The sequence below is a fragment of the Paraburkholderia sp. UCT2 genome, from assembly GCF_014397665.1.
Classification (GTDB): domain Bacteria; phylum Pseudomonadota; class Gammaproteobacteria; order Burkholderiales; family Burkholderiaceae; genus Paraburkholderia; species Paraburkholderia tuberum.
On record NZ_VZQO01000057.1, the window covers coordinates 20,274 to 45,371 of the forward strand.

Sequence of the window (25,098 nt, forward strand, 5' to 3'; positions counted from 1 at the left end):
AGTCGCTGTTCAACTCGGCCTGCGAGCAATGAAGTCAATTTCGACGAGCGCGTCACGCGCCAATCCGGTTACACCAATACAGGTCCGCGCCGGCAATCTCCCGGTCGGAAAATAAGCTGCATAGACCGCGTTCATCGTCGCGTAATCCCGTTTGAATTCGGTCAGGAAAATCCGCGCCGAAAGGACATGTTCGAGGCCCAGAGCCATCCCCTTCAACACCAGTATCAGATTGTCCATTACTCGTGTCGTCTGGGCGCCCACGCCTTCGGGAAGGGGTGCGGTGTCGTCCTCCGGCGACGTCGGCATCTGGCCTGTGAGAAACACCCAGCCGTCGTGCTCGGTTGCATGGGAGAACGGGCCTACCGGTGTCGGGCCGCCCTCGACCATCCAGAATTTTGTAGATACATCCATCTGCGACAACTCCGTCAAAACAAGGAAAGCATCGTGCGCGCACCGCTTCGGCAGACCGATCGCGCACGCACGACAAGATCATCATTCCGCGAACAAGGCCTTGCGGATGATCGCGTGCACACCCCAGTTGCCGTCGACGACCTGTGTCACACCAAAGTCGACCGCAACCGATATCAACGAGATTGCTTCGTCTTCGGTAAGACCCTTGGTCGTCATCAGAAAGCGGCGTGTCTTGATGAACGCGTCACGCATCGCGAGATCCAGCGTCGACTTCTCGTAGACCTTGCTCTGCGCGTGCGTGCCGAATTCAGCCAGATAGTTGGCATGACTGAATCCATGCAGCACCCACTCGTCGGGGGTTTCGACGAGCGGATACGTGAGATCCGCATACGGTTGGCCGGCCAGAGTTGCTCTCTTGTGCAACACCAGTTGGAACTCGCCCGTCAGCGAGCATTCGATCGCCGTCCCACATAGCTCGGAATCGCCCTGCGATGCGTGCGGATCCCCGACCGACAGCAATGCGCCGGGAACACCCACCGGCAGATAGACGCTCGCACCCTGCGCGACACGCCAGTTGTCCAGGTTGCCGCCGAACGCGGACGGCGGAATCGAGTCGATGAGACCGTCCTGTTGCGGCGCGACCGCGATCAGACCGAAATGCGGGCGCACCGGAATCTTGACACCCTTGAGAATTCCATAGTTCTCCTCGACGGTGGAATGATCGACGGGAACGCCCGGATAGTCGATGGTCGGATGCACGACACCGAACGGATCGCGTTGCGGCGTCCAGCGGTAGTTGTAGACCGCGCGCGCAAAGGGCGTACCCTGGTCCGGCCGGGGCTCTGCGTCGAGTTCGTAAATCGTGACGACTTCGCGCGGTTTAGGCTCGGTCAACAATTCGCGGTAATGGAAACCCCACCACGCGGCCGCATTGCTGCCGAACGCCCGCCCGCTGAATTGCGGATTCGCGCAGCGCCGCGGATGCACCTCGAGGATTCTGACTTCCAGTATGTCACCTGGCTCGGCGCCACGTACCGCAATCGGGCCGGTGCAGATATGCACCCCAAACCCTTCGCCCGCACCTCGTCCGTAGATCGATGCGTCGATCGGTCCGGCGCCGCGCCGGTTCACGTTCTTGCGCTCGGCGGTCCAGTGGAACACGCTTTCAGCGCCCGGATCGCCGGCCACCATGCGCGCCCAGTCGTCCGACGCATGCTGTGTCAGTGTCTCGATCGTCACGCTATCGCCGCTGTCGACTTCGAGCACCGGCTTCAGGTCGTGTGAGAAATAGCCCCAATGCACCGTGTTGGCCGTTGCACGCAACAGATGGTGGCGCGGCTTGCCAGACCGGCTGCTGATTGCCTGCCTCGAGCCGGTTCGCGTGTCGACAGGGCGACTGGCTACGATCGCACCGTCAGCGTCGAGCGTTGCTTCCCGCGCCGCGGCTTGCGCGGGAACCAGCAGCGCATCCGTGTTGAGCGGCAATCCGCGCGAAATGCGCTGCACCACATGCCGGGCCAAATCGAGGCTCGCTTCATGACGGAAGGCGCGCGGCGACGTCTTGTACTGCTCGCGAAACGCACGGCTGAAATGCGCCGGATCGTTGAAGCCCCAACGAAAACAGATATCCGAAATCGACGTCTTTTCGTGGAGCGGATCGACGAGTTCGGCCCTACAGCGTTCAAGGCGGCTGAGCCGCAAATACGTGGAGAAGCTCTGGCCGGCAGTTTCGAACAGCTTTTGCAGGTAGCGCTGCGAGACGCGCTCCTCTGCGGCGAGACGCGTGAGACTGATGTTGGGGTCGCCCAGTTGCGCATCGATACTGCGGCACACGCGCGAGAAGATGGCCGCCTGTGACGATGTCAGTCCGCTAATCGGCGTTTCGCGCTGTTGCACGGACAGAATCGCCACCAGAAACTCGACCAGTGCGAGCTCAAGCGGACGCAGGTCGTTGGCGGACAACGTCTCCACGCCTTCCGCAAGCGACGCAAGAAAACCGGAAAACACATGCCCGACACCGACATCTCCGGCGATCCGGCCGGCGTTCATCGACGATGCAAACAGCCGCCCCCTGATCGCCGAGCGCGGTACACGCGCGACAAAAGCGCGGAAATCGGTCGCGAAGAGCAGCGAGGCGCCTTCGCCCGACGGCAGAAAGACCAGGTCGTTCACTGCCAGAGGCTGACGTCCGCTGTTGGCCTGCAGCGTCGCCACACCGTCAAGGTGCAGCACAATCAGCACGCCGTCACCACCGGCGCCATTCGGTTCGAGCGTTTGCGCGACCGACGCCAGCAGGCCCAGATCGAAACCGCCGGGCGACCGCTGCGCGAAGATCGTGCCACGCAACGCCCGCACAGAAGCAATCGCACCGCTACGCCACCCCATCGTGTCAAGCGCTTTAACCCAGGCGCGAAGCCGTTCGGCTTCCGAATAGGACTCGGTAGTAAAGCGCAGCAAATCCAACGTTGACTCCAGAACAGACGCCCGTCGCACGAGCGCATCGCCCGCTACCCGAGGACAGATTCGACGAGCGGTACGGGTCGCCCAAAAAAGCAATAACCGCACCAACTCGGGTCGGGTGCATCGCAAGGGCGCGGCGGCCCGAGCGCCGGTGCACGCTCGACCGCGATGATTGTGCGCGCAGGCACCAGCAACGCCCCTGCGCACTGATCTGACGCATACGGGACGCGCCCGCGCACACGCGCGGCGAATCGCCTGCGGCCCGAGCGGGACCTCTCAGCGGCCAAAGACGTTCTTGCGAATTGATCCATGCACACCCCAATTGCCGTCGACCACCTGTGTGACGCCGAAATCCGCGGCGACCGACATCAGCGCTATGGCCTCATCCTCGCTTAGCCTGTGCACGGTCATCAGGAAACGGCGCAGCTTGCGGAACGCGTCGCGCATTGCCTTGTCGAGGCTCGCGTGCTCTGCCACCTCGGTCTGTCCTGCCGGGCCGAGTTCCGCCAGGTAGTTGGCGAAAGTGAATCCGTACACGGACCATTGGTCGTCGGTTTCCAGCATCGGGTGCGTGAGGCCTTCGAGAATCGTGCCGCCGAGGTCATTCTTCTTGTGCAGCACGAACTCGAAGTCGCCGGTGAGCGAGGTTTCGATCGCCGTACCGCCAAGTTCACTGTCACCCTGCGCCGCATGAGGATCGCCGACAGAAAAGAATGCGCCTTCGACCGCGACCGGGTAATACATCCGCGCACCTTTTCCGACGCGCCAATCGTCGATATTGCCACCGGTGTAGCTGGGCGGAATCGAGCTGACATAGTCGAGCTCCGCCGGCGCGAGCCCCATCGTGCCGAAATGCAGCCTGGCCGGCACCTTCACGTTCGGCAGGATGTTCTCGCGTTTCTTCACCAGCGTAGGGTCGACCTTGACGCCCGGGTAATCGATCGTCGCGTGGACCACGCCGTCCGGGTCGGTTTGCGGCGTCCACACATAGTTGTAGACCGCACGCGCGAATGGCTCGCCCGAGGTATCGAGCTCGAAGATCGTCACGACTTCACGGGGCTTCGGCTCCTCGATGAGATCGTGGTAATGAAAGCCCCACGATGCGGCGACATTCGAACCGAAACAACGGCCGCGATAGCACGCATTGCAGCTCGGCCGCGGGCGCACGTCGAGGATTCGCACTTCGAGCACGTCGCCCGCCTCGGCCCCTTCGATCGCGACCGGCCCGGTCAGCAGATGCACGCCGACACCTTCGCCCGAGCCGAGCGTAAACGGTCCATCGGCTGGCCCCGCGCCCCGGCGCGGCATGGCCTTGTGCTCGCGGGTCCACTGAAAGATGCTTTCGGCGCCGGGGTCGCCCGCGACCATCCGTTCGTGGTCGTCGTTCGCATGGTGGGTCAGCGTCTCGATGGTGACCCGGTCGCCGGAACGCAGCGTCAACGCGGGCGCGACCTGTTTGCTGAAGTAACCCCAGTGAACCGTTTCAGGCGAAACCGGGAGTGTATGGTGCTTCATGTCTGTTCGAACCTCGTAAGACGCCCGGCACGAACGGCCGGGCGATGCTGAATGGCGTGCGCCGTCAAGACGCGACTTCGAGCCGGTCGTCCGCGCCCATCACGCTCAGAAATCGAGCTGTCAACGGATGGCGCGGCTGGGTGAGCACTTCATGCGTGGGTCCCTGTTCGACCACCGCGCCACCGCTCATGAACACGACACGATCGGCGACCTGATCGGCAAAGCGCAACTGGTGCGTGGAGATGATCATGGTCAGGCCGCCTTCGTCCACGAGCCGCTGAATCACGTCGAGTACCTCGCCGACGAGTTCGGGGTCGAGCGCGGAGGTCGGTTCGTCGAGCAGCAGCACGCGAGGATTCGGCGCCAGCGCGCGGGCAATCGCGACGCGCTGCTGCTGGCCGCCCGACAGATGTCGCGGCAACGCATCCGCGCGATGACTGAGGCCGACGCGTTCGAGCAGTTCGCGCGCGCGGCGCTCGGCGTCGGCCGGTGGCATCCCGTGCACCCAGCGCAGCGGCCCGGCGATGTTCTCGCACGCCGTCAGATGGCTAAATAGATTGAAATGCTGGAACACCATGCCGACGCCGGCACTCGCTCGCTCGTTGGCGAGGTCGCCCTGTGTCATTGGCTGACCGTCGACCCGAAAACCGATGCGCTTGCCGCCGATACGGATTTCGCCGGCATCCCACTGCTCCAGGTGATTGATACAGCGCAGCAGCGTGCTTTTGCCCGATCCGCTCGGCCCGAGCAGCGCAATGACCTCGCCGAAGCGGACAGTGAGGTCGAAGCCGTCGAGCACCGTCTGCTTGCCGTAACGCTTGCTCAGCCCTTTCACCTGCACCGCCGCTTTCTGCTTCTGCAATAGCTCGTAGCGGCTTGCGCGCTCCGCATGGGCCTTGCGCGCAACCGGCACGGGCGCGGCGTCGAGCGGCGCACCGACGGATAGCGTCGCGCTTGCGGCGGAGGGCTCCACGGCGAGCGCGGCCCGGCGCCACGGCAGCAGTCGCGCAAAGCGTACGGACGGACTGCGATCAAGATCGAGCGCGGTTTCGGCGAATAGCTGGATCGCGGCAATCAAGCCGGTCAGCACGAGATACATCAGCCCGGACGCAAAGAAGATCGAGAAGAAATCAAACGTCGACGACGCGAGTTGCGTGCTGCGCAAGGTCAGTTCGTCGACCGCGATCACGGAGGCCAGCGACGAGTTCTTCAACGCGCTGACCGATTCGTTGCCGAGCGCCGGCACCATGGTGCGGATCGCCTGCGGCGCGATCACACGGCGCAGCAACACGGTCGGCGTCATGCCGAGCGCCTGCGCCGCAAGAACTTGCCCACGGTCGACGCCGAGCACGCCGGAGCGCAAGATTTCCGCGATGAACGGCCCCTCGTTCGCCGCAAGCGCGAGACCCGCGGCGCCCATCGCGCTCAACTTCAAACCGATGTGCGGCAGCGCGTCGTACGCGAACACGAGTTGCAGGATCAGCGGCGTTCCGCGAAAAATCACCGTGTAGCCGCGTGCGATGACGGCAAGCGGCCCCACCTTGCTCAGTTGCATGCTCGCGAGCACCAGTCCCACCATCAGACCGCCTGCCAGCCCGAGGAGCGTGACTGCGATGGTGAAACCGATGCCGCTTAACAGATATGGCAGGCCGACATAGTGCAGGAACAAATTCATCAGTTCGAGGCAATCAGCTTGGGAGTTTCGAGATTTTCAGCACCAAGCGACCACTTCTTCAGCAGCTCGGTCTGGGTGCCGGACTTCTGTATCGCGACGAGCGCCGCCATTACCGCCGCGCGCATTGCCGGATTCGTTTTAGGTACGCCGATACCAATCGAATACGGCAGTGTCACCGCATTGGCCTTTTCGAGCTGGCCCGGATACGCCTTGACTGCCTGGTCCACCGTATTGACGTCGTTGATGTACGTATCGGCGCGGCCTGAGAGAATCGCCTGGATTGCGTTCGCGTTGTTGTCGTACAGCTGCACGGCAGCTTCCGGCTTATTCGCCGCCTTGCAAGCCGGTGCGAGCTTCTGGATCAGCGGCACTTCGACGTAACCGGTGTTCTCCGCAGCAGTCGTGCCGCACATCGTCTGGTTGATGCCGCTGATTTTCTTCGGATTGCCCTTCGCAACCAGCACGCCGTCGAACACTTTCGAATAGGTGATGAAGTCTGCCGCCTTCGCGCGCTCCTCGGTCGCATAGATATCAGAGATCACGATGTCGGCCTGACCGCTTTGCAGCGTCGCCAGCAGCGCCGAGAACGCGACAGGCTTGTACGCCATCTTGAAGCCGAGGCAATTGCCGATCGCCTCGCCGAGATCGATGTCGAAGCCGATGTATTTCGTCGGATCGTTCGGGTCCAGCGCTTCGTAACCCGGCGTGTGCGGGTTGATCGCGTTGATCAGCGTCTTGCCCTTGAATTGCGGGTATTTCGCCTGCAGCGCGGCACACTCGGCGGGCACCGGCGCGGCGGCCTGAGCGTGACCCGACATCAGCAGCGCCAGCAGACTGGCAGCGCCGAGAAGCAGCTCGCGCCAGCGGCGGCCAAAACCGCCTGCGCGCGGCATGCCACGCCCATGACCGACAATATTTGTGTTCATCCCCATACTCCTGAACGGCAGATGTCAAAGGCCCACCCTATGTACGCCTCGTTGCATCGCACGAGGCCAAGGGTAGGTGAACGAAATTCCGTGGACTTGTTCCAGCGCGCCCAAATGCTTGCACGGGCGCGAAGCAGGACATCAGCGCCGCTGAGCGGGTCGATGCTGTCGCACGCCCAGTCGAGTCGGCAGCGCACCCGGCAAGCTGGACGCTTCGACTGCCGGGCGCAATGCGTCGTACTCAATGCGATCACGCCGTCCCCGCCTGCAGCGTGGCGGCAGGTATTTGCGCTTCGCGCGGGAAGTAGCACGCCGGCGATTTGACGTGCACTTGATGATTGCCACAGGGCAGGCCCGCATAGTCGACGGCCCGGGTTGTCGCAGTCTGCGCAAGCGGCGCACGGTGAGCCTGTGCCGACGAATAGGCGCAGCCGTCCAGCAGAGCGACGAAGATCAGGCCAATGAGAGTTCGTATCATGAGGAATGTGTCGCGTGGTCCGACTCAATGAGCTTCTTTCAGCGCCGCGCTCGAGACCAGCGCGTCCGACCTGTACCACCAACCGCCGCCGACGGCCTGAAAGAGCGCCGCCGTGTCCGCGAGCATGCAGCGTGGCGGCAGCGGCGCGAATATCCGGGCGTTGCTCGACCAGCCTGGACGGCAGACTCACCGGAAGATTGTCAGGCAGGTGCAGGTCCGCCAGATCGAAGTGCGCCGCCAGGTCTTCATTCGGAAAGCATCCCACCAGAGCAGTCAGCGCATCGCGCTGCAGCGCCCGTTGCTGTTCGAGCGGCGGCAATGCCGCTTGCGCCTGGGCGAGCACGGCCTGCTGTTGCAACAGATCGGCCTGTGCGGCCTCGCCGAGCGTGTATTCACGGCGGACGATGTCCGCGAGTTCGGTGTCGGCCTTGATCATCTCTTCTTGCGCGGCAAGCTGACCTCGCAAGGCCGCTTCGTCGATCGGCGCGAGCGCCACGTTGCTGCTCAACGTCAGATAGGCCGCTTCGAGTTCGAAGCGTTGGTTCTCGGCTTGCGCGGCCGCCGATTCGACGGTCCGGCGATTCAGGCCGAATGCGTCGAGCGAATATCAAACAGTCAGCTCGCCTGTGTAGAGCGAATAGATGCGCTGGTTGTTCGCCGCGACCGGTGCGAGGCTCGCAGTCGGCGTCCCGTTCCTGCTGCCCGACGCATCGAGACCGATGCTGGGGAAGAACGCCCCCTCCTGCGCCAGCATGTTTTCGCGCGCGCTAGTGAGCGCAGCGTGTGCGGCGTCGATCGTCGGGCTTCGCCTGAACGCGCGATCGATCAACTGGTTCAACTGCGGCGACTGGAACAGCGTCCACCATTGCCCGGGTATATCGCCGCCGACGACGAAGTCCTGCGCCGGCCCATCCGCGCCGGCCGCCGCCGCGGTCCTCGAAGGCAACGGCGCTTGCGTATAGCCGGCTCCAGCCGGTGCGGCAGGCTGCGTGAAGTTGGGACCGACTGCGCAACCCGCGAGCAGCAACGGTATCAACAGGCTGGACGAACGTTTGAAGGTGATCATGTGAGTAGCACCCTGTGTCATTCTGCGTATTCCGGTACGGTCTGCTCTTGCGGCACCGTGCGCTTGCGGCGGTCGAACCACGGGTACAGGGACGGCAGCACCAGCAAGGTCAGCAGCGTGGCCGATATCAGTCCACCGATCACCACCGTGGCGAGCGGCCGTTGAACTTCGGCGCCGGAACGCGTGGAAAAAGCCATAGGCAGGAAGCCCGGACTCGCGACAGTCGCCGTCATCAGCACGGGACGCAGCCGTGTCAAGGCAGCCTGCCGCGCAGCCTCGATAGCGCCAGGGCCGCTCGCCCGCTTCTCGACGATGTAGCTGACCAGCACGACCCCGTTCAACACCGCAATGCCGAACAGCGCGATGAAGCCGACGACGGCCGAAATGCTGAACGGCAGGCCGCGAGTCCAGAGCGCCAGGATCCCGCCGATTGCCGCAAACGGCACGTTGAAGAAGATGAGTGCCGCCAGGCTCACGCTGTCGAACATCAGATAAAGCAGGACGAAGATCACCGCCAGGGCGACGGGCACGACCACGTAGAGCCTCGACATCGCCTCCTGCAGATTCTTGAAGCTGCCGTTCCAGGACAGGCTGTACCCGGGCGGAAGCTTGACCAGCGTGGCCACGGCATGTTGCGCAGCGAGCACGAACCCGGCGAGATCGCGGCCGCGCACGTTGGCCTGCACCATGATCACGCGCTGCCCCTCTTCGCGCTCGATCGTCGAAGGACCGGGCTCCATCCGGATGTCGGCGACTTCGGCGAGCGGCACGGCCTTGCGAGCGCGACGAACGCCCGGTTGGCGTTCTTTGCCAGCCCTCGATAGCGCACCTTGGTAAATCCCTGACGTGTATCGCGATCGAGATCCTGGAGCCGAAGGGATTCGGGCGCTGTCGAATGGCGCCCGTGGCGGATGCCTCCTCAGAATCGCTTCGCTCCTTCGTGTTGGATAACATTGAGCCGGGGGCGGCGGTCATCACCGATGGCTGGCAGGGTTACCGGTGGTTGGAGAAGAATGGGTACATTCATGACCGCCGTAGCCAGCGGGCCGCGTCAACGCGGGGCGAAGACCCCGGAGAACTTCCGCCAGGTGTGCATCGAATAGCGTCCCTCGCAAAACGGTGGCTACTGGGCACCCACCAGGGAGCGGTGGATTCTGCACAATTGCCCAGTTATCTGGATGCGTTCGTGTTCCGTTTCAACCGCCGCCGCTCACGTAGCCGAGGGATGCTGTTCTACCGGGTCATGGAGCTTGCTGTCGCCCATGGACCGGTTCGTTACCAAGACCTTGTTATGACCCAGCGCCCAAAGGCTGTTCCTCCAAAGCCGCCGGAGCAACGCGGACATCCGCCCAGTTTGGAGCGACCTTCGCCGAGCCGCCCGCGAAGGCAAATCGCTAACTCCGGTTAAATGGACACCCCAGAGGGCGTTTATCGACGCGCCCTTCTCTCACCGCCGCCGGCCTGCCGGGCTCACCGCCCCGGGTGCGTCGCAGCCCTCCGCGGCGCGGCCGGCCGGTTCGCAGCGCCGCGTTTCCGCTTGGCGCGTGCAGAAATTTGCGCCAGGGTGTGCGGGATGACGTGGTGCACCAGATACGCCGCGGTCCGCAACGTGGCTCGAGCCGCCCGGGCCTCGTGGCGGCGGGGGAGTCGACGAGTGCGTCCAGGCTGCGCGTGCAGGGGGGCGACCCGCCCCCTTACAGCAGGCTGGCGGGATTGATGAAGACCTCGGGTCCGGTCTCGGTCGTCTTGAGCTTGCCGGTCCACTTGCCCGACTTCACCGTTGGCTCGCACTTGGGCTTGGCCGCGAACGTCTGCTTCACGTCGCCGACCTCGTCGCCGGTGGCGACATAGGAGACGCCGCCTACCGCATAGGCCGTGTGTACGAGCCAGGCATTGCCGATGAGGCGCAGCGCGACGTTGACGTACTTCATCCAGATCGCGCTCACTTCCAGGTGGTCGAGCAGGTCCTGCATGCTAGTGAAGCGCAACCCAAAGTCGCGCTTGGCCGCCATGCGGTAGTGTGGGTAGTTCTCCCGGCCCTCTTCGTCCATCCCACGCAGGATGTCGCGCGTGCGCTCCCAGGTGCGCCCGCTCTGCTTTGCGCTCGCACTGCGGGTGATGCGCCGGCTGTTGACGAAGTCCTCGATCGCCTGTACGGCATCGCTCTCGACCAGCTTCGTCGCGTTCTTGCTGCGATAGAAGCTGACGCCGGCCAGCCCGTAGGGCGGCCTCACGACGACATCGATGTAGTCGAAGGGCTGCCACTGGGTCGCGTTCCCAGCCGTGGTCTCCGCGTAGCGGTATTTCATCAGCGGATCCGCCTTGGCACGGGCTAGCGTGATGGCCGCCATTTCCACCTCGGGCGAAAGGAAGGCGCCGACCGAATTGGCCTTCGCGTAGCGGATCTTGCCGCGCTCCTTGAGCGGCAGACTTTCCTTCCTGCGGTACTTCTCGACCGCGTCCTTCACGCCCATCGGGTCTTCGGGCTGGTCCGGCGTGCGGCCGGTCACCAGGCGGATGAGCTGGGATTCCCACCCGGTCTGCGGACCATGCCGCGGGATCGAATGGAACGCGGACTCGTCGGGTTCGGACGCCTGCTCCTTCAGCAGCGTCTCGTGCTCGGGCCAGGCCTTGCCGCGCGTGGCGAACAGGTTCGAGACGTTGTTCCACTCCTGCTCGGACAGGACCGAACGGAACGCCGCGGAGTCCGAGAGCTTGACCTTGGGCACGGGCATGTCTGTCTCCTTGGCGTTGGGCGAGACGGCAGGATGCGCGCGACCCGCCAGCGAGGCGAGGCCGCTGTAAGCGCCTGGCGAAGGCATCTTGACGGAGGTCAGAGCTGCGCCATACGAGCGCTGGCTGGCATACTTGTCCAAGCAAAGCATACCCTCGTCGCCGTTCATGGCAAGCAAATTTGAATGCCGATTCGGCGCGGTGATCCGCAAGAACCTATATGAAGCACGCGGCTTGCGGTTGCGCGTCCCCGAAGAGCTCACTGACGTCGCGGCCAACTCGAGAAATGTTGGGATTCTTTTGGACCGCATCGTCGCTCAGTCGCCTGGTTGCGACGTGTTCGCAATGCGGACTCCTTGCAATCATCGACGACGCAGGCGCATCGACTACTTCGCGCAGCGCCTCGTCGAGCGAGCCGTGAATCGTTGCATTCGCATCGACGGTGAAATCGGTCGGTACGTCCCACACGAATTGCCAGCCCGCTTCGCGAGCCCAGCGCTGCAGCGCGTTGCGCACCGAGCCGTCGGATTCGCGGAGTTCCCAGACTTGCTGCGCTTGCGGCGCGGAAGCGGTGTCGGCACCAGCTGGCGGCATGCCCCGCGTCAACGGCTGCCCCGGCGGCCCGGCCACGGCGATCGAGGCCGGCGCGGTCGGCGGCTTCGACGTGGCTGCCGACGAGGACTGCGTATTAACGGCGGACAGCGGCGCGGACACCGCCGACTCGTCCGGCGCGAGCGACGCAGGCGGCGCAGCCGCCGTCACCGCAGGTCCGCTGGCACGCTGCGCGGCAGTATCGATCGGCTCACCACCCGTCGCAGGCTCGCGCGCATTGGCGTTCGCATCGGCTCGCTGCGGCGCATCGGTTGTCATCGCTCGCTGCGGCACCGCACTGACCGTGACGATGCGCAGATCGGTATTCACGCGCGCCTGCAACTGCGGATTGGCCGACAGCATTTCGCCGAGCACGCGCACGAACGAGCCGCCCGCATGCCAGCTGACCGGCGTATCGGCCCACGCGCCGGCGTTCGGCACGTTGACGCTGTAGCTCGCCGGCACGATCTGTTCGAGCGCGTGCAGCAACGGCACGCGCTGGCCGCTCACGCGCACGGTTTCGTCCGCACGCTGCGCGCCCTCGACGATCACCTGCTGCTCCGACGCCATAGCCACCGCACAGGTCACTGCCATGCAACCCAGCCACATCGTCATTCCGATTCCGACTGCCAGCTTTCGCATGCTCTGTTCGATTCGTTGATTGTTGCGGCCGCCACCGCCACTACCGCGCAGCGTCCGTCCGGCACGTCGCGACATTCAGGCTCGCGAGCCCGGAATGACCGGACTGCGTGCTCATGGCGCAAGCTGGTTGACGGCATTCAGCGCGCATATCTTTAGGCTGTTTTTCTCCAGATTTCATTTACGATCCTGCCATTTCTTCTATCCGCCTTCTCTCCCGCCTATTTCCATGTTCATTCCGGGATCATTCCGGGTTCTTTCCCGCTTCTAGACCGAAACGTGGGGAAGACACCGGGCAACGAGCGCGCCGACGATGGCCGCTGGCAGTTCTGGGTCGACCGCGGCGGCACTTTCACCGACATCGTCGCGCGCCGGCCCGACGGAGCGCTCGTCACGCACAAGCTGCTGTCCGAGAACCCGGACCGCTATCAGGACGCCGTCGTGCAGGGTATGCGCGACCTGCTCGGCCTCGCCGCCGCCGACCCGCTGCCGCAGGAGCGCATCGAAGTCGTGAAGATGGGCACCACGGTCGCCACGAACGCGCTGCTCGAACGCAAGGGCGCGCGCACGCTGCTCGCGATCACGCGCGGCTTCGCCGATCAACTGCGCATCGGCTATCAGGAGCGTCCGGATATCTTCGCGCGCCACATCCAGTTGCCCGCGCAAATGTACGAGCGCGTGCTCGAGATCGACGAGCGCGTCGGCGCGCGCGGCGAACTGCTCCGGCCGCTCGACGAGGTTGCCGCGCGCGCCGGCCTGCAGGCCGCACGCGCGGCCGGCATCACCTCGGTCGCGATCGTGCTGATGCACGGCTATCGCTTCCCCGAGCACGAATTGCGCGTCGCGGCGCTCGCGCACGAATGCGGCTTCACGCAGATCTCGGTGAGCCACCGCGTGAGTCCGCTGATGAAGCTCGTCGGCCGCGGCGACACCACCGTGGTGGACGCCTATCTGTCGCCGGTGCTGCAGGACTACGTCGAGCGCGTGTCGGGTCAGACGGGCTCCGTGCGCCTGATGTTCATGCAGTCGAGCGGCGGTCTCGCGCAAGCCGGTCACTTCCATGGCAAGGACGCGATCCTGTCGGGACCGGCCGGCGGCATCGTCGGCGCGGTGAAGACCTGCGAGGCGGTCGGCGAACACGAGGTAATCGGCTTCGACATGGGCGGCACGTCGACCGACGTCGCCCATTACGACGGCGCGTACGAGCGCGTATTCGAGACCCAGGTCGCGGGCGTGCGCGTGCGCGCGCCGATGATGGACATTCACACGGTGGCCGCGGGCGGCGGCTCGATCTGCAGCTTCGAGAACGGCCGCTTCAAGGTCGGCCCGGAATCGGCCGGCGCGTATCCGGGGCCGGCGAGCTATCGCAACAGCGGCCCGCTCACGGTGACGGACTGCAACGTGATGCTCGGCCGCGTGCAGGCCGAACACTTCCCGCATGTGTTCGGACCGCAAGGCAATCTGCCGCTCGACACCGAAACGGTGCGGCGCCGCTTCACCGAAGTGGCCGCGCAGGTCGAGCGCGAAACCGGCCAGCGGATGAGCCCCGAAGCGGTGGCCGAAGGCTTTCTGACGGTCGCCGTCGACAGCATGGCGCAGGCGATCAAGACGATTTCGGTCGAGCGCGGTCACGACGTGTCCGACTACGCGCTGTGCGCGTTCGGCGGCGCAGGCGGCCAGCACGCGTGCGCGGTCGCCGACGCGCTCGGCATGCGCCGCATCGTGCTGCATCCGTTCGCCGGCGTGCTGTCCGCATTCGGCATGGGCCTCGCCGATCTGCGCGTACTGCGCGAAAAAGCCGTCGAAGCGACGCTGGACGCAGCCGCCGCTGCGTCGCTCGAACCCGCGTACGAAGCGCTCGAAACCGACGCGATCGCGCAGGTCACCGCGCAGCGCGTGCCGCGCGCGCAGGTCGACGCGATGCGCGCGGTGCGGCTCAAGTATCAGAACACCGACTCGACGCTAGAAGTGCCGTTCGGCGATGCCGCCGCGATGACCCGCGCGTTCGAAGCGCTGCATCGCAAGCGCTACGGCTTCGTGATGGGCGGCAAGCCGCTCGTGATCGAATCGATCGTCGTCGAGGCGGTCGGCCAGACCGGCACGCAGCCGCGCATCGGCGCGCCGTTGGCGCTGCGCGGCGAGACGGCGCCGAGCGACGTGCCGATGTTCGTCGACGGTGCGTTGCGCGCGGTGCCGCTGCGCGTGCGCAAGACGCTCGCCGCGGGCACGCGCATCGAAGGCCCGGCGCTGATTGCCGAGGACATCTCCACCATCGTGCTGCAGCCGGGCTGGAGCGCGCGCGTGCTCGACGACGGCACGCTGCTGCTCGAGCGGCAGGAAGCGGAGCGCGGAGCTGCGGCGCTGACGATCACCACCGCTCGCCATCCGGTGCATCTGGAGGTGTTCAACAACATCTTCATGTCGATTGCGCAGCAGATGGGCGTGACGCTCGAAAAGACGTCCTACTCGGTCAACATGAAAGAGCGCCTTGACTTCTCGTGCGCGATCTTCGACCGCGCGGGCGGGCTGATCGCGAACGCACCGCACATCCCCGTGCATCTGGGGTCGATGAGCGACAGCGTGCAGAGCGTGATCCGCGAGCACGGCGCGAGCATGCGCCGCGGCGACGTGTTCATGCTGAACGTGCCGTACAACGGCGGCACCCACCTGCCCGACATCACCGTGGTGATGCCGGTGTACGGCGACGACGGCGCGCTGCTGTTCTACGTCGCCGCGCGCGGCCATCACGGCGACGTCGGCGGCATCACGCCGGGTTCGATGCCGCCGAACAGCACGACCATCGAAGAAGAAGGCGTGCTGCTCGACAACGTGCGCATCGTCGCAGAGGGGCGCTTCCTCGAGGACGAGGTGCGCAAGCTGTTCGGCACCGGCCCGTGGCCGAGCCGCAACGTCGACCAGAACATCGCCGACCTGACCGCGCAGATCGCCGCCTGCGAATGCGGCGCGAACGAACTGCTGCGCGCGGTGGACCGTTACGGCGCCGACGTGGTGCTCGCGTACATGAACCACGTGCAGGACAACGCCGAGGAAGCCGTTCGCGACGCGATCGACGCGCTCGCCGACGGCGAGTTCGCGTACGCGATGGACGACGGCGCCGTGATCCGCGTGAAGGTGTCGATCGATCACGACAAGCGCAGCGCGCGCGTCGATTTCGCCGGCACGAGCGAGCAGCGCAACAGCAACTTCAACGCGCCGCGCTCGGTGTGCAAGGCCGCCGTGCTGTACGTGTTCCGCACGCTGCTCGCCGGCAGCATTCCGATGAACGAAGGCGTGCTGCGCCCGATCGACATCGTGATTCCGCACGGCTCGATGCTGAACCCCGCGTATCCGGCCGCCGTGGTGGCCGGCAACGTCGAGGTTTCGCAGTCGATCACCGACGCGCTGTATGGCGCGCTCGGCGTGATGGCCGGCTCGCAGGGAACGATGAACAACTTCACGTTCGGCGACGAGACCCAGCAGTATTACGAAACGATCGCGGGCGGCTCCGGCGCGGGACGCAGTCATCCGGGCACGTCGGCGGTGCAAACGCACATGACCAACTCGCGCATGACCGATCCGGAAGTGATCGAGTGGCGCTTCCCGGTGATCGTCGAGCAGCACGCGATCCGTACCGGCAGCGGCGGCGCTGGGCTGCAGGCAGGCGGCGATGGCGCGGTGCGACGCATCCGCTTCACGCGCGCGATGACCGCGAACATTCTCGCGAACCGTCGCCGCGTCGCGCCGTTCGGACTCGCGGGCGGCGAGGACGGCCGTCCGGGACGCAACTGGATCGAGCGCGCGAACGGCGCGGTGGACCGCTTCGGCGCCACCCACACCGCGCAGGTCAATCCGGGCGACGTGTTCGTGATCGAAACGCCGGGCGGCGGCGGCTATGGGCACGCAGCCTGACTGAACGGGCGGCGGCGCGAGAGCGTATCGGGGAGCGCGCCGCCCTTCCATGCCGTGCCGCCGCAGGCGGCGCGGCGATTCCAACCACCAGCCTAACCAACCCTGACCAACAGGAGACCTGGCCATGCACCCGGCAGCAGTCAATCTTTATCCTCTGCTCGGCGTCCTCGTGATCATCGCGGGGTTCTTGCTGCGCTTCAATCCGATGCTGATCGTCACCGCGGCGGCCATCGTCACGGGCTTCGCCGCGCACTTTCCGCTCGAGCGGATTCTCGAAGCGATCGGCAGCGGTTTCGTGAAGACCCGCGTGATTCCGCTCATCATCCTGCTGCCGCTCGCGGTGATCGGGCTGCTCGAGCGGCACGGCCTGCGCGAGCGCGCGCAGATCTGGATCGGCGGCATCCGCGCGGCGACGCCGGGACGTCTGTTGATCGCGTATCTGTTCGTGCGCGAGACCACGGTCGGGCTCGGGCTAACGGGCCTCGGCGGCCATCCGCAGATGGTGCGTCCGCTGATCGCGCCGATGGCCGAGGGCGCCGCGCGAACGCGCTTCGGCAAGCTCGGCGACACCGAGCGCTACCGCATCCGCGCGTTCTCCGCCGCGACCGACAACGTGGGCCTGTTCTTCGGCGAGGACATCTTCGTCGCGTTCGGCGCGATCGTGCTAATGGTGACGTTCCTGAAGGAAGCGGGCATCGCGGTCGAACCGATGCACGTCGCGGTATGGGGCATGCCGACCGCACTCGCCGCGTTCATCGTGCAAAGCGTGCGCCTTCATCGCCTCGACGGCTGGCTCGCGCGCCGCTGCGGCGGCAACGCCGTTCAACATGATGAAAACGACCAAGCGAGCGCCGAGCTCGCCGCCGCGCCGACTCAAGGAGATCACGCATGATTTCGCTCACCTGGTTTTTCTGGCTGCTCGGCGTGCTGCTGTTCGTAATCGGCGGCGTCATCGTCAGCGACCGCGACCACCCGAAGCGCTGGCTCGCGGGCGGCTTCTGGATGCTGTACGGCGTTGTGTTCCTCGCGGGCGACGTGCTGCCGACCGCGGTGACGGGCGTGATCGTCATCGCAATGGCGCTCGTCGCGGGCTTCGGCGGCGTGACCGGCGCGAAGCCGCGCGTGCGCGGCGAGGCCGAGTTGCGCGAACGGGCAAAGCAGCTCGGCAACCGGCTCTTCGTGCCCGCGCTGACGATTCCGGCGGTCACCGTCGTCGGCACGCTGCTGTCCGCGCATCTGGTATTCGGCAGCCACGCGCTACTCGATCCGAAGAACGTCACGCTCGTGTCGTTCGGGATCGGCTGCATCGTCGCGCTGGCGCTCGCGTGCCGGCTCACGCGCGATACCATCGGCCAGTCGATCCGCGAAACGCGGCGCCTCATCGACGCGCTGTTCTGATGCGCGCGGCGGCGCGCCGTTCCGTCGGACGGCGCGCCGCATCGCATCGCTTTCTCTCGCGGCAATCCTCCGTTTCAAGGGCGCCGCCCGGCATGCCGGGGCGGCGCCTCGCGAGGGGCGTGCTCGCGCCATCTTCGCAGCCGTCGCTGGCGCTCAACTCATCGCCAGAAGTCGCGCGGATATCTCTGTCTATGATGGGTTAATTGAAAGCTATCGTATTGCTGGTCTTTTGCCGGCATAGCAGCAGAAAAAAAGTCGGTACAACGCCTCCTGGCCTTCGAGGTGCAGGTGCCGGTGTGCCGGATGAGCGAAGCGAGCGATATCGCCACAGCGGCGCTATTTCTGGCGACTGACGTTTCGCGGTACATGTTGGGCGCGGAGTCGGTGGTCGACGGCGGTATCTCGCTGCTGTAATGTCTCGGCCCAGGACCCTCGCATTGGTGATCGCACATGCATTGCTATCCGAAGATCGAACAGTCCGATTTGCCGCCGGCCTCGCAGCTGAGATGGTCGTACGGCCTGGCTGATTTCGCGGACGCGTTCTCGGTGGACCTGCCAGAAAGAGCCTGCCACGACGCAGAGGCTCTCGCACGACACGTCTTTGCCAGGCAGCCGGCATGGATTGGCATGCTGCTGAGATTCCGGGACATTCTCGTGCGGCCGTTCGGCTTGAAGACAGCAGTTGACCTCAAGGAGAAAGGAGGCGACAGGATAAGCCTATTTCACGTATTCGAACGATATGACGACGAGATCGTTCTCGGCGAGGATGACACGCATCTGGATTTCCGCGTGTCGGTCCTCGTGCAGCCGTCATCTCACGGTCGATCCCGCCTCATAGTGACGACGCTCGTCTTCTACAATCGTCCGCTGGGGCGAGCCTATATTACGCTCATCGCACCTTTCCATCGGGTTGTCGTACGAGCCTCGCTTCATCGAGCGCAGCGGCTAGGATGGCCCAATGCATAACGGCGATTCACTGAGCCGTCTGCGCGGCTCAGCCAGAGAGCAGGCGGTGGCACCGCCTGCCGTCGCCGTTGATATCAACTGCTTGAATTCCGAGGTATCGAAGGGCGGCACCAACGGCCGAAACGAGATGCGCAGCCGACGTTTGAGCGACCGACTAATACCGTGGGCAACTTACGCCTCTTGGCCGGCAGCACCCATTCATCCACCTCGCCGGAAAGCCGCCGTTGAGGACGCCAACGTCAGCTTCGTAGAACGTTCACGGAACTGGTGCTCTCGGCCACCAACGGTCCTTCGTTGCCACATGCCGAACGTACATCAATGAAGAGCGCTCTTGTACATTACGTGAGCTTGAGGCGGGCAGACTATCGGACGAGATGTACATGCAGGCCATCAAGGGCGACCGCGCATTCGGCAAGTGGCTGCACCTGGGGGCGTCGTCTCCGGCCGATACCGACATCGTGACGCCGAATAACGACACCCCTTATTCCTATGCATGGGTAGACGTGCGCAGCGAGCCGTGGGTCCTGAGCATGCCCCGAATTGAAAAGCATCGCTACTACACCAGCCAGTGGGATGACCTGTGGGGTTATGTGATTGACAACCCCGGCTCCCTTAACGACGGCAACAGCGGCGTATTGAAGAAAAACAAAGATGGTTCGTTGACCATCTACGTTTCGGCGACGGCCGCGCCTCAATGCGACTGCCCGGTATGGGTCGGGAAGACTCACTCGTTGACAGTGCGAAGTGCCATTCGCCGACGCCGGTTTACGAATGGCAGCAAACCAAGCTGCAGCCGACGCACGGCTCCCTATCGCCGAACGTCGGCAAAGGCACCGAACATCAGACGCCAAAACCACTGGCCCTTTCCACGCTTGCTGGCCTCGCGTTTCAGATTCTGCTTAACTATCCATCATGCAACGTTTCAAGACGCATTGACGCGACCGTACGTTCAGGATCTGCTTTAACCCGTTATTTCTCTCACAGACCGATTCCAGCACAATCAATGGCTTAACAAGGCATTGCAAATGAATTCACATTTTTATTAATTCCTGCAAAAAACACTCACTTTCTGGTTTAACGATCCGCGCAAACGCCCAACATCGGCCCCAACTTGCCGTTCAGCTTTCCCTTTAAATTTTTCCGCCTTTTGCTTTATTCGACAGGTGCCGTCCGTCCTGAGCACTCAACTCACGACCGAGCCGCATTGCTATCCCGCAGCGGCGTGCTGACTCGAAAGGCCTGCCAGTATCTTGCCCGGCAAAATGGGCAGGTCGCGCACACGCAAGCCAATGGCGTCGTAGACGGCTGCGGCCACTGCGGCATCCACGCCGGTCGCGCCGAGTTCTCCGATGCCGCGGGTACCGATCGCACTTGCATGCGGATCATACTCACTGACGAAGTGGATCTTGATATCGAGCGGAATGTCCGCATTCACCGGGACCGCCACGTTCGACAGATTCTTCGCGAGCCAGCCACCGGTATTGGGCTCCTGCACGCTTTCTTCCATCGTCGCCTTGCCCCAACCCCAGATGATCGCGCCCGTCATCTGGCTTCGCGCCGTTTTCGGATTGATAATCCGGCCCGCGGAATAGGCACCCACCGCCCGGCGCAAGCGCACGAGGCCAAGCTCGGGATCGACGCCTACTTCGACAAAGATCGCACCCCACGTCCGCATCGCGTATGGCGTACCGTCGCCGTCCGCGCTGAAGCTGGCGCCACCCGGAAGCGTGAACGCACCGTCCGCGACCATCTCCGGTAGATTAGCCCGCCGCAGGCCCGCGCGAACGTCTTTCCCGCCGAGCGCATCGAGCTTCGCGTTGATTTCCCGGCAAGCCAGTGCGATCGCGCTTCCCGTGCTGCCCGTGGCGCTCGATCCATAGACGGGACTCGCCGGGTGAAGGTTGGTATCGCCCCACACAATCGACACGTTCTCGATCGGCAAGCCCAGCTCTTCGGCCGCGATCTGGCAAAAGACCGTCTGCGTGCCGGTGCCGATATCGTGCGTGTTCGCCTCGATCTGCGCCGTGCCGTCGGACCTCAGGCGCACGCGCGCCCCGCCGGGAAAGCGGAAATTGCCCATCGAGCTCGTCGCCATCCCATGTCCGATGCGCCACGCTCCGTCTCGTCGTGGCGTCTCGCCGCGCGTGCGCCAGCCATAAAGCCGCGCGCCTTCCTCATACGCCTCGCGAAGCTTTTTTGACGACCAGGGCTTGTTCGTATGCGGATCGACCTCGGCGTAGTTCGCCAGTCGTAGATCGAGCGGATCGATCTTCAGCGCCACGGCGAGTTCGTCCATCGCGCTTTCGAGCGCCCATAGCCCCGGACCTTCCACCGGCGCGCGCATTGGCGTGGGCACGTTGATGTTGCGCCGCTCCAGCCACTGCTTGGTGCGAATGGCGGGCGACGCATAAAGCGTCTTGCTTGCTTCGCTTGCGGGCTCCAGATGCGTGTCCGCAATCGCGCTCGAATTGACGATTTCGTGATCGATGGCGCTGAGCCGGCCGTCCGCCGTTGCCGCAAGCTTGATGTCCTGTTTCACCCACGGCTGATAGCCGACGCAGACGAACTGATCGTGACGCCGCAGATGAAGCTTCACGGGCCGCCCCGCGACGCGTGCCGCGGCGGCGGCCAGAATCTGGTGCGGCCACACATATCCCTTCGAGCCGAACCCGCCGCCCGTGTGCGGTGCGATCACGTGAATGTCGTCCGGCCTCATGCCGAGTGCCGCGGCTACGACAAGCGGCACATTCTCGCTCGCCTGAACCGCATCCCACAGCGTGAGCTTGCCGTGCTCGAATCGCGCAACGGTGCCCGATGTCTCCATCGCATTGTGGTGACGCGCGGCTTGAATATACGTCGCCGCCACGCTTGCCTGTGCGGTTCCGAAAATCGCATCGACGTCGCCCATCTCCAGATCGTCGCCGAGCATGCGCGGTTCGGGCGGCGGCTCGCGCGTCGCGGCGCCGGGAAGGATGGGGTCGTCGCGCTCGCAACGGACAAGCACGGCATCGCGGCCGGCTTCCGCCGCCTCGATGGATTCCGCAAGCACGATTGCGACCGGCTCGCCTTCGTACCGAATCGCGTCGTTTTGCAACGGCAGTGCGAGCACCGCCGCTGGCGGCTGAACCGCCCCGAATCGCGGCATATCGTGCGCGGTAAGCACCCGCACCACACCCGGTAAGGTAAGTGCCGCGGTGGCATCCACGTCGATCAGCCGGCCCGACGCGACGGGCGCGCCGACCAACGCCGCATGAAGCGTGCCGGGCGGCGTGTTGTCAGCCGCGAATTTCGCCTGTCCCGTGACCTTCGCCTGGCCTTCCACGCGGGAGACCGCCGTGCCGATGCTCATGATCGCCCTGCTGCCGTCAGTAACGCACGCACCGCGGCATTGCGCGCCATCGTCACCTTGTAGCCATTGTGAGCAAGCGGCCGGGCGTCGCTCATTGCCGCGTCGACAATCGGCGTGACCACTTCCTTGGTCGGCGCCTGCCCGGCCAGCGACGCCTCCGCGGCTGGAAGGCGCCACGGGCGTTGCGCCACCGAGCCAAGTGCGATGCGCGCCGACACAATGCGATCCCGATCGAGCTCCACGGATGCGGCTGCCGAGACCAGCGCATATTCGTAGCTGGCGCGCTCGCGGACTTTTACGTAGGCCGATCGTGCGTCCGCGCGGATGGGTATGTGAAAGGAGACGATTACTTCGTCGGCAGCCAGTCTCGTCTCGAGCCGGGCGGCATCGCCGCCCATACCGGCCGCTTCCTGCTGCGTCAGGTGGAACTCCGTCATCTTGATCATTCGACCGCCGTTCGGCCCGATGACCTCAGCTGTCGCATCCAGACAAGCCAGTGCCACAGCCGGATCGGACGGTTGAACCGCGACGCATGCATCGGTCCAGCCAAAAATTGCATGCCGTTCGTTGATGCCATTGCGCGCGGGGCAGCCCGACCCGGGATTGCGCTTGTTGCAGCCCCATGGCAACGGCGCTTCCGAACGAAAATAAGCGCATCGCGTCTTTTGCATCACATTGCCGCCGAGCGTCGCGCGGTTGCGCACCTGCGCCGAGGCGGCGAGCAGACAGGCTTGAGCCAGCGCGCTCGCGTGGGCTCCGACGAGCGCGTCTTCACCGATCACGTTCAGGTCCGTCAGCGCGCCGATCACCAGATCGTCACGCTCGCGCACAATACGAACGAGACCTGTGAGTCCACCGACATCGATGACGCGATCGGGCGCTGCGATGCCGAGCCGCATCCAGTTGAGCAGCTCCGTACCGCCCGCGATGATCGCCACGTTGCCCGCCGCCAACGACGCGACTACCTGTTGCGCGGTTGCGCCACGCGCGTATTCGAAGTTTTTCATCGTTCGTGCCCGGCCGCGCCGGCGGCATCGAGCACGGCCGCCGCGATCTGCGGATAGCAAGAGCAGCGGCACAGATTGCCGCTCATCCATTCGCGAACGCTCGCCTCATCGGTCGCGTGCCCTTCAGCGATGCAGGCGACCGCGGAGACGATTTGCCCGGGCGTGCAATAGCCGCACTGAAAAGCATCGTGCTCGATAAATGCCTGCTGTACCGGATGCAGCGTCCCGTCGGAGGCGGCCAGACCTTCGACAGTCGTGACCTCGCGGCCGTCACATTGCACGACGAGCGTCAGACAGCTGTTCATCCGCTTGCCGTCGACCAGCACGGTGCAGGTGCCGCATGCGCCTTCATTACAGCCCTTCTTGGCGCCGCTGAGACCTGAGTCTTCGCGCAACCAGTCCAGCAGCGTGACGCGCGGGTTCACTGTAGCGGCCCGCGACTGGCCGTTCACACGCATCGCCACCGTGATGCTGCTTGACCAAGGCAACCCGGCGTTTCCATTTGGAGCTAATTGCTCCCCGAAAGTAGCGTCGTCCATCCCCAATTCCTCGCCGGTTTCAACAATCACTCTGCTTGTATATAGACCATATGGAGTTGATATCAAGGGACGATATCCCTCCTGCTTCCGCACCGTCTCCCAAAGAATCGATCCGGCTCGAACTGCAACGGCGAGCTGCTCGCATGCACTGGCTCGACACTTGCAAGCGGGCCAGGATCAGGTGAGCCGATTTCGACCTGATGCTGATTGAGGCCCAGGTTCCAGGCGCCAGGCGCCAGCGAAATGCAGTCGATGTAGGTGATGGCGGTCCGCACGATCCAGATAAAAAGTGTCGGCGCAGTATCCTCAAAAAAAACAGCATTCGACCAATGCGGACACCGAATTTAACGATCCTTCTCCGTCGAGAACTGGCCGGTTTGCAACGACCTGTGCCTGACGTCGGTTGGCTGCACGCGCTAAAGGTTATTCGACGTCTGCCCTCATTCACATGGCTGTGAGTGTGCCGCGGTGGCGGTGAGCTTGCCGAGAATCGATGACGGATCGCCGCCCGAGACACGGTTCAGCGTCGCGCCCGACCCGTTGTTGAAGGCGACGGTGTTGCCGTTGCCGATCGAGAAGCTGTGCCAGTCGATCACGCCGCGGGACGAGGACTGGTCGATCGTTAGCGAAGTGGTGCCGCTCGTCATCGCGCCCTGGCCCCGGACGAAGGCGCCGCCCTGCGGCAGTGGTCCGGCCGCGTGGGCCATCGGCACGCACCACGCGGCGAGCGCGAGCGGCACCCATAGTGCAAGCGTCAGCGGGCGCAGAACACGGTTCCACGCGGAAGGCCGCGACCGAGGCGCGATGAGTGCCGCGCCGGCATACGCCAGCGAAAAGGACAGCCCATTGCGCGGGGTTGGGGGCGACTGGATCGCCAGTCTGGATGAATGACGCGACATGATCCCTCCCGAAACGTAGTTCTTGGAAAGTCGTTGTCAGCGGAACGCAGGTTGTTGCGACCAGGCAAGGCGCGAAAGCCGCCATACCGCACAACACAGCCTAATCGTAGCAGCGCGTTTCAAAAGACCAACCGGTATTTGGGCATGCACCCGATGCTTGCTGGTACCGCTTCAAGCGTGGAGGTGTGTCGGTCGCCGCGGCGGCAGGAATGGCGGTTCAACCTTCGGACGCGGACGGAGAGAGCGGCAAGAAGCATTGGTCGCCGGCAAAAGCGATAGAATGCCCGCTCTGCAAAAGACAATATTGACGGGTAGACGGCATGGAGCGGCCGGGCGCGCAGCGTTGGCATGAGCAAACGTTTCCAGGTGTCTTTCGCGGACAACCTGAGAAGGAGCAGGCGCTCCTCCGGATATGCCTGGGCACGGTCGTGTTGATCGGCTATATCGCCGTCGCCGCGCTCCAACGCACGGCCGCCGCGTATGACACTCTGGGCGTGGTTTTCGCATACGTTGTATTCGGCGTGGTGACATACATAG

20 protein-coding genes and 3 pseudogenes are annotated in these 25,098 nt (G+C 64.4%); 9 read left to right on the forward strand and 14 right to left on the reverse strand.

Features of this window, described 5'->3' with window-relative positions; translation table 11 throughout:
* Positions 1-9: 9 nt before the first annotated feature.
* From F6X39_RS31750 to F6X39_RS31780, 8 genes are all read right to left on the reverse strand, one after another.
* Positions 10-411, reverse strand: coding sequence for a RidA family protein (locus F6X39_RS31750; protein ID WP_187619520.1), 402 nt, complete (start codon positions 409-411; stop codon positions 10-12).
* An 81-nt stretch (positions 412-492) separates the two neighbouring features.
* Complete coding sequence (locus F6X39_RS31755; protein WP_187619521.1) at positions 493-2,874, reverse strand: acetamidase/formamidase family protein; 2,382 nt, start codon at positions 2,872-2,874, stop codon at positions 493-495.
* Positions 2,875-3,147: 273 nt separating this feature from the next.
* Positions 3,148-4,386: an acetamidase/formamidase family protein gene (locus F6X39_RS31760; RefSeq protein WP_187619522.1), complete on the reverse strand. Its 1,239-nt coding sequence runs from the start codon at positions 4,384-4,386 to the stop codon at positions 3,148-3,150.
* Positions 4,387-4,450: 64 nt separating this feature from the next.
* Positions 4,451-6,061 carry an amino acid ABC transporter permease/ATP-binding protein gene (locus tag F6X39_RS31765; protein WP_187619523.1) on the reverse strand — a complete coding sequence of 537 codons (1,611 nt, stop codon included), beginning with the start codon at positions 6,059-6,061 and terminating at the stop codon, positions 4,451-4,453.
* Positions 6,061-6,987 carry an ABC transporter substrate-binding protein gene (locus tag F6X39_RS31770; RefSeq protein WP_187619524.1) on the reverse strand — a complete coding sequence of 309 codons (927 nt, stop codon included), beginning with the start codon at positions 6,985-6,987 and terminating at the stop codon, positions 6,061-6,063. Before F6X39_RS31770 ends, F6X39_RS31765 begins: the two co-directional genes overlap by 1 nt.
* Positions 6,984-8,051, reverse strand: coding sequence for a TolC family protein (locus tag F6X39_RS37135; RefSeq protein ID WP_262414887.1), 1,068 nt, complete (start codon positions 8,049-8,051; stop codon positions 6,984-6,986). Before F6X39_RS37135 ends, F6X39_RS31770 begins: the two co-directional genes overlap by 4 nt.
* Positions 8,052-8,072: 21 nt before the next feature.
* Entirely contained in the window at positions 8,073-8,531 is a 459-nt protein-coding gene (locus F6X39_RS37140) for a TolC family protein (RefSeq protein WP_262414885.1), read from the reverse strand.
* A gap of 17 nt (positions 8,532-8,548) precedes the next feature.
* Complete coding sequence (locus F6X39_RS31780) at positions 8,549-9,301, reverse strand: efflux RND transporter permease subunit (protein ID WP_316251743.1); 753 nt, start codon at positions 9,299-9,301, stop codon at positions 8,549-8,551.
* Positions 9,302-9,396: 95 nt separating this feature from the next.
* Here F6X39_RS31780 and F6X39_RS37720 point away from each other — a divergent pair, with 95 nt between their 5' ends.
* Positions 9,397-9,939, forward strand: a complete 543-nt coding sequence (locus F6X39_RS37720; protein ID WP_410450603.1) for an IS1595 family transposase — start codon at positions 9,397-9,399, stop codon at positions 9,937-9,939.
* 286 nt (positions 9,940-10,225) lie between these two features.
* Here the strand turns inward: F6X39_RS37720 and F6X39_RS31790 are convergent, their stop codons facing one another.
* Positions 10,226-11,407 carry a hypothetical protein gene (locus F6X39_RS31790; protein WP_187619525.1) on the reverse strand — a complete coding sequence of 394 codons (1,182 nt, stop codon included), beginning with the start codon at positions 11,405-11,407 and terminating at the stop codon, positions 10,226-10,228.
* A gap of 73 nt (positions 11,408-11,480) precedes the next feature.
* Positions 11,481-12,497 carry a toxin co-regulated pilus biosynthesis Q family protein gene (locus F6X39_RS31795; protein WP_187619526.1) on the reverse strand — a complete coding sequence of 339 codons (1,017 nt, stop codon included), beginning with the start codon at positions 12,495-12,497 and terminating at the stop codon, positions 11,481-11,483.
* A gap of 276 nt (positions 12,498-12,773) precedes the next feature.
* On the opposite strand from F6X39_RS31795, the gene F6X39_RS31800 reads away from it, so the two are divergent.
* The 7 genes and pseudogenes from F6X39_RS31800 (at position 12,774) to F6X39_RS31825 (ending at position 19,732) form a co-directional block, all read left to right on the forward strand.
* Entirely contained in the window at positions 12,774-16,403 is a 3,630-nt protein-coding gene (locus F6X39_RS31800; protein WP_187619527.1) for a hydantoinase B/oxoprolinase family protein, read from the forward strand.
* A gap of 124 nt (positions 16,404-16,527) precedes the next feature.
* The gene (locus F6X39_RS31805; protein ID WP_187619528.1) at positions 16,528-17,295 is read left to right on the forward strand and encodes a DUF969 domain-containing protein; all 768 of its coding nucleotides are present in this window, start codon (positions 16,528-16,530) and stop codon (positions 17,293-17,295) included.
* Positions 17,292-17,795 (forward strand): annotated as a pseudogene (locus F6X39_RS31810) (5-oxoproline transporter, DUF979 family subunit); the annotation flags it as partial. The gene F6X39_RS31805 and the pseudogene F6X39_RS31810, both read left to right, overlap by 4 nt.
* A gap of 121 nt (positions 17,796-17,916) precedes the next feature.
* Positions 17,917-18,042: pseudogene (locus tag F6X39_RS37145) on the forward strand (TetR/AcrR family transcriptional regulator); the annotation flags it as partial.
* Between the two features lie 29 nt (positions 18,043-18,071).
* On the forward strand, positions 18,072-18,215 hold the full coding sequence (locus F6X39_RS31815) for an SDR family oxidoreductase (protein WP_262414889.1): 144 nt from the start codon (positions 18,072-18,074) through the stop codon (positions 18,213-18,215).
* A 36-nt stretch (positions 18,216-18,251) separates the two neighbouring features.
* Entirely contained in the window at positions 18,252-18,767 is a 516-nt protein-coding gene (locus F6X39_RS31820) for a DUF2867 domain-containing protein (protein WP_187619530.1), read from the forward strand.
* A gap of 380 nt (positions 18,768-19,147) precedes the next feature.
* Entirely contained in the window at positions 19,148-19,732 is a 585-nt protein-coding gene (locus F6X39_RS31825; protein ID WP_262414886.1) for a DUF1254 domain-containing protein, read from the forward strand.
* A 242-nt stretch (positions 19,733-19,974) separates the two neighbouring features.
* On the opposite strand, the gene F6X39_RS31830 is transcribed toward F6X39_RS31825, so the two are convergent.
* From F6X39_RS31830 to F6X39_RS37725, 4 genes are all read right to left on the reverse strand, one after another.
* Complete coding sequence (locus F6X39_RS31830; RefSeq protein ID WP_187619532.1) at positions 19,975-22,116, reverse strand: xanthine dehydrogenase family protein molybdopterin-binding subunit; 2,142 nt, start codon at positions 22,114-22,116, stop codon at positions 19,975-19,977.
* Complete coding sequence (locus tag F6X39_RS31835; protein ID WP_090807430.1) at positions 22,113-23,123, reverse strand: FAD binding domain-containing protein; 1,011 nt, start codon at positions 23,121-23,123, stop codon at positions 22,113-22,115. Before F6X39_RS31835 ends, F6X39_RS31830 begins: the two co-directional genes overlap by 4 nt.
* Positions 23,120-23,662, reverse strand: a complete 543-nt coding sequence (locus F6X39_RS31840; RefSeq protein WP_187619533.1) for a (2Fe-2S)-binding protein — start codon at positions 23,660-23,662, stop codon at positions 23,120-23,122. Before F6X39_RS31840 ends, F6X39_RS31835 begins: the two co-directional genes overlap by 4 nt.
* Before the next feature lie 440 nt (positions 23,663-24,102).
* A complete protein-coding gene (locus F6X39_RS37725; RefSeq protein ID WP_410450601.1) occupies positions 24,103-24,561 on the reverse strand; it encodes a filamentous hemagglutinin N-terminal domain-containing protein in 459 nt (152 codons plus the stop codon).
* Positions 24,562-24,881: 320 nt separating this feature from the next.
* Between F6X39_RS37725 and F6X39_RS36415 the strand changes: the two are divergent.
* Positions 24,882-25,098 (forward strand): annotated as a pseudogene (locus tag F6X39_RS36415) (hypothetical protein); the annotation flags it as partial.